The sequence below is a fragment of the Phaeobacter sp. BS52 genome (genome assembly GCF_045040595.1).
Lineage (GTDB): Bacteria > Pseudomonadota > Alphaproteobacteria > Rhodobacterales > Rhodobacteraceae > Phaeobacter > Phaeobacter piscinae.
This window is the reverse complement of record NZ_CP090662.1, coordinates 1748481-1762210: the sequence shown is the minus strand read 5'-3', so window position 1 is coordinate 1762210 and position 13730 is coordinate 1748481. Positions and strand designations below refer to the sequence as shown.

The following is a 13730-nucleotide window of genomic DNA, read 5'->3' as shown; positions in this document are numbered from 1 at the left end:
GTGACTGCGATGGGGTGCGACGGGATCCATCGCTTTTGGAATATTTTCCCGAAATGACCGTTTTTTCGGCAGGCAGCAAGCTTTGAGGCCAGATGGCATGGCGTATTGTGCAGGAAATTATTCTGTCCGAAGTGATCTCTCTGGATCAGGCGTCCCGCCGCGCTTGCAGTGGGCAAAAACAAATCGGCCACTCTGAGGGAGTGGCCGATTGATATGTTTTTATTTGAATGTGTAGGGGTGTTATGCCCCGTACTGCGTCTTCGGTATCAGCGGCCCCGGATCCGAGGGTCCAGCGCGTCGCGCAGGCCGTCGCCGAGGTAGTTGACGCTCAGCACGGTGAGAGAGATCGCCATGCCGGGCCAGAACACCCGCTCAGGATACTGCTGGAGATAATCCGTCGCATCATAAAGCAGCCGTCCCCAGGTCGGGAAATCCGGCGGGAAGCCGAGGCCGAGGAAGGACAAAGCCGACTCGGTGATGATCGCGGTCGCAATACCCAGTGTGGCCGACACCATAATCGGCGACAGCACGTTGGGCAGGATGTGGCGCGAAATCAGCTTGCTGTTGGTGGTCCCGATGGAGCGCGCCGCCAACACGAATTCCCGTTCCTTGATCGCCAGAACATCGCCCCGCACAATCCGTGCGGTGGGCATCCAACTGGTGATGCCGATGGAAGCCACGATCAGGATGAAGATGCCCTGTTCCGGCCCGAAGGTCGCGTTCAGCGGCTCGCGGAACAGCAGCATCATCACCAGGAGGAGCGGCAGCAAAGGCAGCGCCAGAAACAGATCTGTCAGTCGCATCAGCGGCCCGTCGAGGCGCTTGAAGAACCCCGCCAATACGCCCACCAGCGAGCCGAGGAACAGCGCCAGCAGCATTGCGGTCAGACCAACGGAAACGGAAGTCGCCCCCCCTGCCATCATCCGGGCCAGCATGTCGCGGCCCAGCTGATCGGTCCCGAAGGGATGTGCCCAGCTGGGGCCCTGATTGCGGGCGCGGATGTCGATGCGGGTGGCATCGATATCCCAGAAAAACGGGCCAAGATAGACCGTCAGCACGATCAGCAGAAACAGCGCACCGCCAAGCATGGCACCTTTGTGCGATTTGAACTGATCCCACACATCCAGCCACTGGCTGCGGGGCGGTTGGTCCAGCTCTTCCATCACACCTGCGGCGGGCAGGGCGGTGGAGGCGGGGGCAATCCCTTCGTCGGGAACCAGACGGTCCTTATCAGTCATAGCGGATCCTCGGGTCTAGAATGCCATAGAGCACATCTGCGATCAGGTTGAAGAGAACAATCAGCACAGCAAAGATAAAGGTCAGCGTTTGCACCATCGGCAGATCGTTGGCCTCAATCGCGCCGATCAGCAGCTGACCGATGCCGTTCACCTTGAACACCTGTTCAGTGATGATCGCACCGCCGAAGATGGCCGGAATACCAAGCGCAATCACGGTAACCACGGGGATCATCGAGTTGCGCAGCACATGGACCATCACAACCACATATTCGCTCAGGCCTTTGGCGCGGGCGGTGCGGACATAATCCTGATTTAGGTTGTCCAGCATCGAGGCACGCATGAAGCGGCTGAGCTGTGCGGTAATTTGCAACGCCAGCACCATGACCGGCATGACCATCTGTTGCAGCTGTTTGACGAAGGAGTCCCAACTGTTCACCACATGCGTGGTGTCATAGATCGAGGGGAACCAGCCAAGCTGCACCGAGAAAATTACGATCACCAACACGCCGGAGAAAAACGGCGGCACCGAGAAGCCGACCATCGACACAAAGGTGCCGACCTGATCGAACCAGCTATACTGGCGGTAGGCTGAATAAATGCCGATAGGCAGGGCGATGGCGATCGCCACCAGATAGGCCGTGCCCACAACCCAGAGGGTCTGCGGCATGCGCTGCACAACGATATCCATCACTGGCGAGCGGGTCTGCCAGGAGATCACACGCAGGTCACCGGCTGAAAAGCTGGTGCCTAAATAGTGGTCGATCAGAACCTGAGGTTCGATCCAGAAGAACTGTACGATCCATTTCCAGAATCGGATATGCGCGGGTTGGCCAAGGCCAAGCGCCTCGCGCATCTTTTCTTTGACTTCGGGGGGGACGGTCAGAGGAACCTGAGCCATCGGATCACCGGGCGCGAGTTCAAGCAGCAAAAAGATAACAAGGCTGATGAACAGAAGCGTCGGAACCGACAGAACAAGGCGTCTGATTGTAAAGGTCAGCATCCAGTAGGCGCCTTTGCAATTGGAAGAATGGGGTGGAACTGGGCGGTCTTTTGCCTGAGATCCATTTCTGGCCGATGCAATGACGTCATTCGGACGTAAATGGCAAGAGGCCCCGGCGCATTACCGGGGCCACTGCAGGCGTTAGACGCTTACTCGGTGCGGTGCCAGTCAGCTGCGTTCCACAGCTCGGTGTCCCAGACGTTCAGATCCACGCCACCCAGGGTGTTGGAGCGCGCGGACAGACGACCACGGTGAACCAGCGGAATCATGCCACCTTTTTCGACGATGATATCGTTCAGGCGCTTGGCGATTTCCGCGCGCGCTTCCAGACCAGCCGTTTGGGACAGTTCGGCGTGCAGCTTGTCGAATTCCTCATCGCAGAAGCGGGAGATGTTCTCACCCTGCCACTGGCTGTCAGGACGCGGTGCCTTGTCGCACAGACCGTTGCCCAGATAGGACTGCGGGTCGGTGCCGTTGAAGGTGTTTGCGTACATTTCGACGTCAGCATAGAACTTCTGGAAGGTGTCGGGGGAACCCGGATCACCACCGAAGAAGACCGAAGAGTTGATGTTGCGCAGCTCGGTCTCAATGCCGATTTCGCTCCACCACTGTTTGATCAGCGCCTGGAAATCCTGACGCACGGCGTTGGTCGATGTCTGGTACAGGATTTTCATTGGCTTGCCGTCGGGTGTTTCCCGGACGCCATCACCGTTGGTATCCTTGTAGCCGGCTTCGTCCAGCATCGCGTTAGCGGCGGCGAGATCCTGAGTGGAGCAGTCGAACGTATCCGACGCAAAGGCTGCAGGGGCAGGAACCCAGTTACAGCCGACTTTGCCTGCCTTGCCATAGCCGATTTCCACCAGCAGCGGACGGTCGATGGCCAGTGACATGGCTTTGTAGACCGCCGGATCGCTGAGGAACGGATGCGGGCGGATCACCGAACGCTCATCCGGACCAAGCGCCGGATCGGGGTTGGTGTTGTTCAGCATGATACGCTCAACCAGAGGACCAAAGCCCGCGACTGGCACGCCTTTGCCGCCAGTTTCCATCTGCGCGATGACTTCGGGGGCCAGCTGGAGATTCCAAGCGTAGTCGAACTCGCCGGTTTCCATAACGGCACGACCTGCTGCGGTTGCGTCGCCGCCACCTTTGAACAGAACCTTGGCAAAGGCAGGCTTCGCCGGGTCACGGTAGTTGGTGTTGGCCGACATGGTGATCACGTCGTTAGGCTTGAACTCATCGACCACAAACGGGCCGGTGCCGATGGGCGCAAAGTTGGCGGTGGTGCATTCGGGTGCTTTGGCACCGACGCAATCAGCAAACTGCGCAGCCTGGATGATCGGGCTTTCGCCGCCGACAAAGGGGCCATAGGGGAAGGGGGTCGGTTTGTCGAAAGTGACCTTGACGGTCAGATCGTCGACAGCTTCGACGCTGGTGACGCCTTCGAATTTGGTGACCTGCGCGCAGCCGCCTTCGGGGTGCATACAATAATCAGCGGTGAATTTCACATCCTTGGAGGTGAAAGGCGTACCATCCGACCAAAGAAGGCCCGGCTTGATCTTCCAGGTGATCGAGGTGAGATCTTCGCTCACGCCGCCATTGTCGACAGTCGGGATCTCTTCAACCAGATAGGGAACCATTTCGCCCTGTGGGTCGTAGCGTGCCAGCGGTTCGATCACCAGTGACGCCGATTCCACATCCTTGGTGCCGCCCGACAGGAACGGGTTCAGGATGGACGGGGCTTGCCAATAAATGATGTTAACCTGGCCGTCCGATCCCCGTTCGGCAAAGGCTGCGGGGGCAAGCGCGGCTGACGCAATTGCACCCAGCAAAAGGGTCTTAATTTTCATAATTCACTCCTTGTCGGACACGTATGTGCCTTCTTTTGACCGGGTCTGTTGCACCCCGGAGATTTGCCACATCGCTGTGGTCTGTGCGGTTGAGCACGCAATCTCTGCCGGGTTGTGGCTGCGATCACGTTACCGCGATCAGGGCTTGCAACCGGAGGCAGGCGTGGCTGCACTGCGGGTATCGAATACAGACTTCTGCCAAATTGCAAGACTTGCAGCCGAGAAAAAATTGCGCAGGCTCTGGCCGTGGGTTTGACGGGGTCAGCGCAGGTGCGTACACCTTTCTGTTAACGCCATCGAAAAAAGAAGAATACGAAGGGGACGTCACGGTGCTGGATCAACCAATCGCGCAAATCAAAGGGCTCCGGGTGGAGTTTCAGACCAAAGACGGCCCGGTGGTGGGCGTCAAGGATGTCTCCTTTGATGTTAATCCCGGCGAAACCGTTTGCATTGTTGGCGAATCCGGGTCTGGCAAATCGGTGTCCTCGCTGTCGCTGATGCGTCTGGTTGAGTTTGGTGGCGGCGATATTACGTCAGGGCAGCTGCTGTTTGACCGCCGCGACGGAGGTGAGGTGGATCTCGGCAAAACCGATCAGGCGCTGATGAAACAGATTCGCGGCAATGAGATCGGGATGATCTTTCAGGAGCCGATGACCGCGCTGAACCCGGTGTTCACCGTCGGGCGTCAGCTGACAGAAGGGCTGCGGATCCACAAAAACCTCAGCAAGAAAGACGCCGAAGCGCGCGCGCTGGAGCTGCTGCGTGAGGTCCGCATCCCAGAGCCGGAACGCCGCCTGAAACAGTATCCGCATGAATTGTCGGGCGGGATGCGCCAGCGGGTGGTGATCGCGATGGCGATGGCCTGCGAGCCGCGTCTGCTGATCGCAGATGAGCCGACGACGGCGTTGGATGTGACCATTCAGGCTGAAATCCTTGCGCTGATGGACCGGTTGAAGCGGGAAACCGGCACAGCCGTGATGTTCATCACCCACGATATGGCGGTGGTCGCGCAGATGGCAGACCGTGTGGTCGTCATGTTCCGTGGCAATAAGGTCGAGGAAGGTACCGTCACGGAGATCTTCGAGAACCCCCAGCATGACTACACCAAAGCCCTATTGGCGGCGGTTCCCAAGCTGGGCGAGATGCGCGGCAAGGACTACCCGGAGCCGATGAAGCTGATGGGCGTGGAGCAGCAGGAAATTGCACCGATCACGGGCAGCGATGAGGTGCTGCTGGACGTTCGCAACCTGGTGACCCGTTTCCCGGTGAAGGGGGGCATCCTGCGCCGTACCGTGGCCAATGTGCATGCGGTTGAAGATGTGTCTTTCAAGGTGTTCAAGGGGCAGACCCTGTCGCTGGTTGGTGAATCCGGTTGCGGCAAATCCTCCGCCGGGCGGTCGCTCCTGCGCTTGGTGGAGCCGCAATCCGGGGCGGTGGAATTCGAAGGCCGCGATATCCTTGGCCTGAACCAGAGCGAGCTGCACAAGGCGCGGCTTGATATGCAGATGATCTTTCAGGATCCTTTTGCCTCTCTCAATCCGCAGATGCAGCTGCTGGACCAGGTGGCGGAACCGATGCGCAACTACGGTCTGGCCTCTGGTTCAGAACTGCAGGACCGCGTTGCCACCCTGTTTGATCGGGTGCATCTGCCGCGCGGTTTCATGCGCCGCTATCCGCATGAGATGTCCGGCGGTCAGCGCCAGCGTATCGCCATTGCCCGCGCCCTTGCACTCAATCCGAAACTGATTGTCGCGGATGAGGCGGTCTCGGCGCTGGACGTGTCGGTGCAGGCGCAGGTGCTTAATCTGATGATGGAACTTCAGGCCGAACTGGGGCTGTCGTTCCTGTTTATCAGCCATGATATGGCCGTTGTTGAACGGGTCAGCCATCAGGTTGGCGTGATGTATCTGGGCCGCATTGTCGAACTCGGACCGCGCGCGCGCGTGTTTGAGAACCCGCAGCACGCCTACACGCAGGCCTTGATGAAGGCGGTGCCGATTGCTGATCCCAACCAGCGCAAATCGGAGAAGGATCTGAACTTCAAACCGATCCCGTCGCCGATCCACGATCTGAACTACGAGCCCGAGCCCTCGCAGTATATTGAGGTGGAACCGGGGCATTTTGTTCTGACCACGGATAGCGGTTACTAAGAACATGGCAGAGCAGCTCACCCCGCTGGAGATCATGAGCAAGCTGATCTCTTTTCCCACTGTCAGCAGCGAAACCAACCTGCCGCTGGTGGATTGGGTCGAGGGCTATCTGGCCGGTCACGGCATCACCGCGCACCGCTGGGTAGATCCCGATCAGCCGCATAAGGCGGCGGTTTTTGCGCATGTCGGCCCCGAGGTCGAAGGGGCAGTGGTGCTGTCAGGGCATACGGATGTTGTGCCGATTGAGGGGCAGCCGTGGGACAGCGATCCCTTCACCGTGGTTGAGCGGGACGGCAAGTATTTTGGTCGCGGCACCTGCGACATGAAAGGTTTTGACGCCTTGGCGATCTGGGCATTGGTCGCCGCGCACCACCGAGGTGTCGCGCGGCCTTTGCAGCTGGCGCTCAGCTTTGATGAGGAGGTAGGCTGCACCGGTGCGCCGCCGATGATTGTCGCAATGCAGGAGGTTCTGCCCAAGGGATCCTGTGTCATCGTTGGGGAACCTTCGGTGATGCGCCCGGTGACCGGGCACAAGGGTGGTATTGGCTACAGCACTCATCTGGTGGGCTTTGAGGTGCACAGCTCTCTCATGCACACGGGTGTCAGCGCCATCATGCAGGGGGCCCGGCTGATTGATTGGGCCAATGCGCGCAATGCGGAGAATATGGCCAAGACGCCGGATGACGTCGCATCTCTGTTCACGCCGCCCTTCACCACCTGCCACGTCGGTATGATCAATGGCGGCACGGCCCATAACATCACGGCAAAAGATTGCCGTTTCGTGATGGATTTCCGGGTTGTTCCCGGCGAATCTGCGGCCGAATGGGAAGCGGCCTATCTGGCGAAGCTGCGCGACATCGAGGCAGAGATGCAGGCGGTCCATCCCGACACCCGCATTGATGTCAGCAAGAAGTTCAATGTGCCGGGCCTGGTTCCCGAGGTCGAAGGCGAAGCCGAAACTCTGGTGCGTGCGCTCACCGGCGACAATGGCACCCATGTGGTGAGCTATGGGACCGAAGCGGGGCAGTTTCAGGAAGCGGGCTATTCCGCTGTGATCTGCGGGCCTGGTGATATCGCGCAGGCGCATCAGCCAAATGAGTATATCGAGGTATCGCAGTTCAACGCGGGCCATCGGTTCATGCAGCAGCTGGTTGACCGCCTCGCAGCCTGACGGCTGGCCTGCGCCGGTTTCGGGGCCTTTGCTTGGGCTGATCATGGCCGACGGCGATCTGCTTGAACCTCATTACTTGATAAGGCAAGTTTTCTGAAAGAGAGTGGCCGCAGACCTTACCGTTGATGCGGCTATCCGCCTGCTCGCGCCATTGGAAACAGTGTTTTCGTTGCTTGGCAGCCAGCGATGCAGCTGGGACAGCGGACCAATATTAGGGAGATGCCCATGCCGATCAAGAATCGCCTGTCTGAAATGCACGCTGAGATCACCGGTTGGCGGCGTCACCTGCATCAGATGCCGGAACTGCTCTATGAGGTGCATAAGACCGCCGCTTTTGTCGAGGAGAAGCTGCGCAGCTTTGGCATCACAGACATCACCACCGGTGTTGGCCAAACCGGGGTCGTCGCCGTCATCGAGGGCAAGACCAACACCTCGGGCCGCGCTATCGGCCTGCGTGCCGATATGGATGCGCTGCCAATCACTGAGGCGACAGGGCTGGATTATGCCTCCCAGACGCCGGGGCTGATGCACGCCTGCGGCCATGATGGCCATACCTCGATCCTGCTCGGCACTGCGAAATATCTGGCCGAGACCCGCAATTTTGACGGCAAGGCAGTGCTGATTTTTCAGCTCGGCAGAAGAAGGCGGTGCCGGAGGCAAGGCGATGTGCGATGACGGCATGATGGCGCGTTGGGGTATTCAGGAGGTCTATGGCCTTCATAATGCGCCGGGCATTCCGGTTGGGGAATTTGCCATTCGCTCCGGTCCCATTATGGCGTCCTCCGATGAATTCGAGATCACCGTGACCGGGCTAGGGGGGCACGCGGCTACCCCGCATGAGGCGATTGATACCACGCTTGTGGCTGCACAGATTGTGGTGTCTTTGCAGTCGATTGTGGCGCGCAATATCGACCCGCTGAAGCGTGTGGTGCTGACTGTTGGCACCTTTGAAACCGACAGCACCGCCTCCAATGTGATCGCCCATACGGCTCGGCTGCAGGGCACCGTGCGGACGTTGGATAAGGAATGTCGCAGCCTGGCCGAGACCCGCGTGCGCCGCATTGCGGAGGATATCGCCTCGGCCTACGGCGCGCAGGCTGAGGTCAATTGGATGCCGGGCTATCCGGTGACCGTGAATACCGAAGCCGAGACCGGCTATGCGGTGGAGGCGGCGCGCGCCGTGTCGCCCAAGGTGAGCGACAACACGGATCCGATCATGCCATCGGAAGACTTCTCCTACATGCTGGAAGAGCGCCCGGGCGCCTATATCTTCCTTGGCAATGGGGACACCGCCATGTGCCACCATCCGGCCTATGATTTCGACGATGAGGCGATCCCGCTGGGCTGCAGCTGGTTCGCCGAGCTGGTCGAACGACGTATGCCCGCAGCCTGAGGATGACCCGATGCCCGTGAAGAACCGCTTTGCTGAAATGCACGCCGAAATCACCGCCTGGCGTCGGGACATCCATCAGCACCCGGAAATCCTCTACGAGACACATCGCACCAGCGCACTGGTGGCCGAGAAGCTGCGTGCCTTCGGCTGTGACGAGGTGGTGACGGGGATCGGCCGGACCGGCGTTGTTGGGGTGATCCGGGGTCGCAGCGATACGCAGCACCGGGCGATTGGTCTGCGTGCCGATATGGATGCGCTGCCTATGGCAGAAGACACCGGCCTGCCGCATGCCTCGCAGATTGAGGGCGCGATGCACGCCTGCGGCCATGACGGCCATACCGCGATGCTCCTGGGAGCGGCCAAATACCTGTCCGAGACCCGCAATTTCGATGGCACTGCCGTGGTGATTTTTCAGCCCGCCGAAGAGGGCGGCAATGGTGCTGAGGCCATGTGCAAGGATGGTCTGATGGACCGCTTCGGTATTGATGAGGTCTATGCCATCCACAATTCGCCGGGGCTTGAACTGGGCAAATTCGCCCTGCGCCCGGGGCCGATCCTGGCCTCTGTTGATGAGTTCATTATTCGTCTGCAAGGACGCGGTGGCCATGCGGCCAAACCGCAGGAAACCGCCGATACCACGGTGATGATGTGCTCGCTGATCACAGCCCTTCAGACCATCGTGTCGCGCAATGTCGATCCCATTATGCAGGGGGTTTTGTCGATCACCTCGGCAGAGACATCGTCAAAGGCGTATAACGTCATCCCGGACCGGGCGGAGGTGAAAGGCACCATTCGCACCCATTCACCAGAAGTCCGGGCACAGATCCCAGAGCGGCTGCGTGCTGTCACTGCCGGAATTGCGCAGAGTTTTGGCGGCTCTGCGGAGGTGGAGTTTGTGAACGGTGTCCCCGTGACAATCAATGATGCTGAGGCGACCACATACGCCCATGCGGCAGCGCTGGCGGTGGCGGGCGACTGTGAGGAGGTGGCACTGGCCATGGGTGGTGAGGACTTCTCCTTCATGCTGGAGGAGCGCCCCGGTGCCATGATCCGTGTTGGCAATGGCCCTTCGGCTGGCCTGCATCACCCGGCTTATGATTTCAACGACGATGCCATCCCAGCCGGATGCAGCTGGTTCGTCACCCTGATCGAGCAGCGGCTACCAATGCCTTGATAGGAAGGGGTCGTCTGCATCAACCGTCATTCAACTGAAAACAGCGCGGACCAAGATCGTCAGCGCATTGATAGAGAAAAAGGACCTTACCATGCCTGTGAAGAACCGTTTCGCCGAACTGCAAAGCGAAGTCACCGCTTGGCGACGTGACATCCATGAAAACCCTGAAATCCTGTTCGAGACCCACCGCACCAGCGCGCTGGTTGCGGAGAAGCTGAAAGAGTTCGGCTGTGATGAGATTGTCACCGGCATTGGCCGCACCGGCGTTGTTGGTGTGATCAAGGGCAAGTCTGACAGCTCTGGCAAGGTGATCGGTTTGCGCGCCGATATGGACGCGCTGCCGATCCATGAACAGACCGGGTTGGACTATGCCTCCAAGACCGATGGCGCGATGCACGCCTGTGGCCATGATGGCCACACAGCAATGCTGCTGGGGGCGGCCAAATACCTGTCTGAGACCCGCAATTTCGACGGCACCGTGGTGGTGATTTTCCAGCCCGCCGAAGAAGGCGGCGGCGGTGGCAAGGAAATGTGCGACGACGGCATGATGGATCGCTGGAACATCCAGGAAGTCTACGGCATGCACAACTGGCCGGGCCGCCCGGTTGGCTCCTTCGCGATCCGTCCGGGCGCGTTTTTTGCGGCGACCGATCAGTTCGACATCACCTTTGAAGGGCGCGGTGGTCATGCGGCGAAGCCTCAGGAAACCATCGACACGACCGTGATGTCGGCGCAGGCCGTGCTGGCGCTGCAAACCATTGCCTCGCGTAATGCCGATCCTGTGCATCAGATCGTGGTCTCGGTGACCTCATTTGAGACCTCCTCCAAGGCGTTCAACGTCATCCCGCAGAGCGTTCAGATCAAGGGGACAGTGCGGACCATGTCTGGCGAGATGCGCGATCTGGCGGAAAAGCGGATCAATGAGATTTGCGATGGCATTGCTGCGACCTTTGGCGGTACGGCGGCCGTGACCTACCACCGGGGGTATCCGGTGATGGTGAACCATGACGAACAGACCGAGTTTGCAGCGAAGGTGGCGCGGGATATCTCTGGTGGCTGCGATGATGCGCCCCTTGTGATGGGTGGCGAAGATTTCGCCTTCATGCTGGAAGAACGCCCCGGTGCCTATATTCTGGTTGGCAACGGCGACACCGCCGCCGTGCACCACCCCGAATATAACTTCAACGATGAGGCCATTCCCGCCGGGTGCAGCTGGTGGGCAGAGATTGTCGAACAGCGGATGCCCGCCGCCTGATCACTGAGGTAAAAGACAAGCTAAGAGGATCGCCTGTCCCGTTGTGGGCAGGCGATTTTTTTTGGCGTTATCTAGGGGGCTTGAGAGGCTGCTCGCGCTTAACTTGCGGACCAGAGCTCTTGATAAACGGCGTCGATGCCATCTGCCTCCGCACGGGCGCTGAAGGTGTGGACCGCCAAATCGCGACCAGCTTGTCCGCGGCGTGACAGTTCTTCGGGTGCTGACAGCAACTGACCTGCGGCCTCTGCCGCGGCGTCGGCGGCCTCCAACGGCACCACGGTGCCGACGGTCCCTTGCGCTGAAAAGGCACGATAATACCCGGTGTCTGAACCGACAAAGGGCACAGCACTCGCGAGACCCTCCAGCGGGGCCATACCGTAGCCTTCGTAGCGGGGCAGCTGCATCACCAGCGACAGCGCCCGCATCACGCGCGGCAGATCGCTTGCCGGAATTTCGCCGGGAAACAGAATGCGTTCGCCAAGGCCCGCCGCGGCGATCTTTGCCTGCAAGCCCTTCAAAAAGCCCTGATGCTCTCGTGTGGCACGCCCGATCACCAGAGCGATAGCGCCGGGGTGTTTCGGCAAGAGGCGCAGCATAGCGTCAACAAACAGATCGGTGCCTTTCTCGGGCCGAATACGCCCGACGGTGGCAATCCCTTGCTGGCCGCCATAGCCAAGCGTGGCCCACGCCGAGCTGCGGTTCTCCGCCGGTGTGAAGACATCGGTGTCGACCCCATGCGGCACCACAGCACGCACATGGGGGACATAGGTTGCGGCGGCTTCGGTGGTGGCGATCACCGCATCCATGCGCGAGATCAGCCAGCGCGGAAACGCAGAATGCCGCCGTTGCGCCGCTGAGGTGAAAACGATCCGCACCGGCAGGCGCAGGACGTCGCGCGCCCAGATCGCGGCACGCATTTCGGTGTTGCGCCGGACGTGCCAGATCGCGAAGGGTTTGGCGGGGTCATGATGGCGTGAGGCCGCGCGGGCGGCGGCGATGCTAATCGGATCCGGGCAGCCGGGCAGGGCGCGTCCGACCAGCGCCATCTCGTATCGTCCGGCCTGTTGACGCACCACATTCGCAGCGGTCGCCGAGACACCGGTGAAATTGTGATTGAAGTTGGTGACAAGCAGGTCGGCCATCTGGCGGTTCCGATCAGTTGCGCGTGTTGGGTGAAGGGAGCGCCAGATGGGTGATCAACAGGTCCACCACACCGTCAAGGGCTGCCGCCTGCGCCTCGACCACGCTGCGCGCAGCAGTGCGAGCCGTGTTAAGGGCGGTGTCATCCGTCAACCAATGCTGGACTGCGTCGGCCAACGTTGGGGCGTCGCTGACCTCAACCGCTCCACCGGCGTCGATCAGCGGTGGATAGGTCTCGGCAAAGTTGGAATAACCCGGGCCGGTGATGACGGCGGCGCCAGCCTGTGCCACCTCAAACGGATTATGCCCGCCGATGGGGGCAAGGGAGCCGCCCAGAAACACGATGGGCGACAGCGCATACCATGTGCCGACCTCGCCCAGTGTATCCGCCAGATAGACCTGCGTGTCAGGGGTGAGGGCATCGCCTACGCTGCGACGGGCAACGCTGAGGCCCGCCTTCTTGATCAGCGCGATCACCTCTGTTGCGCGCTCCGGGTGACGGGGCGCCAGCAACAGGCAGAGGTCGGGGGTCTCGGCCAGCAGCGCTTTATGCGCGGCGATCACGGTCTCCTCCTCTCCACGGTGGGTGGAGCTTGCGACCCAGAGCGGGCGCGCTCCCAGCTCGGCCTGAACGGAGGCAAGGGCGGTCTGATCAACGGGCAGCGGGGCGGACCCGGCTTTCAGGTTGCCGCTGGGATGGACGCGATCAGCCGGGGCGCCAAGGTCGATCAGGCTCTGGCCCATCTGCGGGTTCTGGCTGAGCAACACATCGAAATGCTGCATCATAAAGGCAGCGGTGGCCGGTTTGGATTTCCACCGCGCGATGGATCGGGCCGACAGTCGGGCATTGACCAATGCCAGCCGCACGCCGGAGCGTTTGGCCGCGTCCAGCGTTACCGGCCACAGCTCACTTTCGACAAAGAGCGCTGCGTCCGGCTGCCAATGCCGCAGAAAGCGGCGCACGGGGGCTGTCGCATCCAGCGGCGCAAACTGGTGGCGGCAATTGCCGGGCATACGCTTGGCCATCATCTCGGCAGAAGTTGCGGTGCCCGAAGTCAGTAGGAATTCCGCGCCGGGCAGGCGGGGGGCCAGTTTGTCGATCAGGCTCAGCGCGGCCAGGCTCTCGCCGACCGAGGCACCGTGAAACCACAGCAACGGCGCAGGGTGGCCATCGGGCGTTTGAGGTGCCGGGCGCGGCTCTGTTGGATAGCCCATCCGTTCGCGCTGGCGGGCAGCTGACACGCCGTGATCGGCGAGCTTGCCTGCGACTTTACGATAGGCAAACGGCGCCAGCACCGCAGTGATCGCGCGGTAGAGGTGAAACAACAGCGGCGCTGCGCTGGTCTTGCGGCTGGACAT

The 13730-nt window shown here is 60.6% G+C and carries 9 protein-coding genes and 1 pseudogene; 5 read left to right on the top strand and 5 right to left on the bottom strand.

Translation table 11 applies throughout. The features are described from left to right. Positions 1-266 precede the first annotated feature (266 nt). The 3 genes from L0Z65_RS08565 to L0Z65_RS08555 form a co-directional block, all read right to left on the bottom strand. The gene (locus tag L0Z65_RS08565) at positions 267-1238 is read right to left on the bottom strand and encodes an ABC transporter permease (RefSeq protein ID WP_096870949.1); all 972 of its coding nucleotides are present in this window, start codon (positions 1236-1238) and stop codon (positions 267-269) included. After that, positions 1231-2238: an ABC transporter permease gene (locus L0Z65_RS08560; protein ID WP_040172757.1), complete on the bottom strand. Its 1008-nt coding sequence runs from the start codon at positions 2236-2238 to the stop codon at positions 1231-1233. The genes L0Z65_RS08565 and L0Z65_RS08560 overlap by 8 nt, the downstream gene beginning before the upstream one ends. Before the next feature lie 149 nt (positions 2239-2387). Then, complete coding sequence (locus tag L0Z65_RS08555; protein ID WP_096870950.1) at positions 2388-4088, bottom strand: peptide ABC transporter substrate-binding protein; 1701 nt, start codon at positions 4086-4088, stop codon at positions 2388-2390. A gap of 329 nt (positions 4089-4417) precedes the next feature. Here L0Z65_RS08555 and L0Z65_RS08550 point away from each other — a divergent pair, with 329 nt between their 5' ends. The 5 genes and pseudogenes from L0Z65_RS08550 to L0Z65_RS08530 all read left to right on the top strand — a co-directional run bounded on the left by L0Z65_RS08550 (position 4418) and on the right by L0Z65_RS08530 (position 11231). After that, positions 4418-6238, top strand: coding sequence for an ABC transporter ATP-binding protein (locus L0Z65_RS08550; RefSeq protein ID WP_405112363.1), 1821 nt, complete (start codon positions 4418-4420; stop codon positions 6236-6238). Positions 6239-6242: 4 nt separating this feature from the next. Beyond that, the gene (argE, locus tag L0Z65_RS08545; RefSeq protein ID WP_102897337.1) at positions 6243-7409 is read left to right on the top strand and encodes an acetylornithine deacetylase; all 1167 of its coding nucleotides are present in this window, start codon (positions 6243-6245) and stop codon (positions 7407-7409) included. Between the two features lie 225 nt (positions 7410-7634). Beyond that, positions 7635-8802 (top strand): annotated as a pseudogene (locus L0Z65_RS08540) (M20 aminoacylase family protein). A gap of 10 nt (positions 8803-8812) precedes the next feature. Further along, positions 8813-9976 carry a M20 aminoacylase family protein gene (locus L0Z65_RS08535; RefSeq protein WP_405112360.1) on the top strand — a complete coding sequence of 388 codons (1164 nt, stop codon included), beginning with the start codon at positions 8813-8815 and terminating at the stop codon, positions 9974-9976. Between the two features lie 91 nt (positions 9977-10067). Further along, a complete protein-coding gene (locus L0Z65_RS08530; protein ID WP_096788889.1) occupies positions 10068-11231 on the top strand; it encodes a M20 aminoacylase family protein in 1164 nt (387 codons plus the stop codon). A 98-nt stretch (positions 11232-11329) separates the two neighbouring features. Here L0Z65_RS08530 and L0Z65_RS08525 read toward each other — a convergent pair whose 3' ends face one another. Together L0Z65_RS08525 and L0Z65_RS08520 are read right to left on the bottom strand one after the other, a co-directional pair. Then, a complete protein-coding gene (locus L0Z65_RS08525; protein WP_405112356.1) occupies positions 11330-12373 on the bottom strand; it encodes a glycosyltransferase family 4 protein in 1044 nt (347 codons plus the stop codon). A gap of 13 nt (positions 12374-12386) precedes the next feature. Beyond that, positions 12387-13730 carry a 3-deoxy-D-manno-octulosonic acid transferase gene (locus tag L0Z65_RS08520; RefSeq protein ID WP_405112354.1) on the bottom strand — a complete coding sequence of 448 codons (1344 nt, stop codon included), beginning with the start codon at positions 13728-13730 and terminating at the stop codon, positions 12387-12389.

Bases quoted from the DNA above. Each gene is read 5' to 3' on its own strand.
- L0Z65_RS08565 (WP_096870949.1), bottom strand. From the start codon at position 1,238: ATGACTGATAAGGACCGTCTGGTTCCCGACGAAGGGATTGCCCCCGCC.
- L0Z65_RS08535 (WP_405112360.1), top strand. From the start codon at position 8,813: ATGCCCGTGAAGAACCGCTTTGCTGAAATGCACGCCGAAATCACCGCC.
- L0Z65_RS08555 (WP_096870950.1), bottom strand. From the start codon at position 4,088: ATGAAAATTAAGACCCTTTTGCTGGGTGCAATTGCGTCAGCCGCGCTT.
- L0Z65_RS08530 (WP_096788889.1), top strand. From the start codon at position 10,068: ATGCCTGTGAAGAACCGTTTCGCCGAACTGCAAAGCGAAGTCACCGCT.
- L0Z65_RS08560 (WP_040172757.1), bottom strand. From the start codon at position 2,238: ATGCTGACCTTTACAATCAGACGCCTTGTTCTGTCGGTTCCGACGCTT.
- L0Z65_RS08525 (WP_405112356.1), bottom strand. From the start codon at position 12,373: ATGGCCGACCTGCTTGTCACCAACTTCAATCACAATTTCACCGGTGTC.
- argE (WP_102897337.1), top strand. From the start codon at position 6,243: ATGGCAGAGCAGCTCACCCCGCTGGAGATCATGAGCAAGCTGATCTCT.
- L0Z65_RS08520 (WP_405112354.1), bottom strand. From the start codon at position 13,730: ATGTCCAGCCGCAAGACCAGCGCAGCGCCGCTGTTGTTTCACCTCTAC.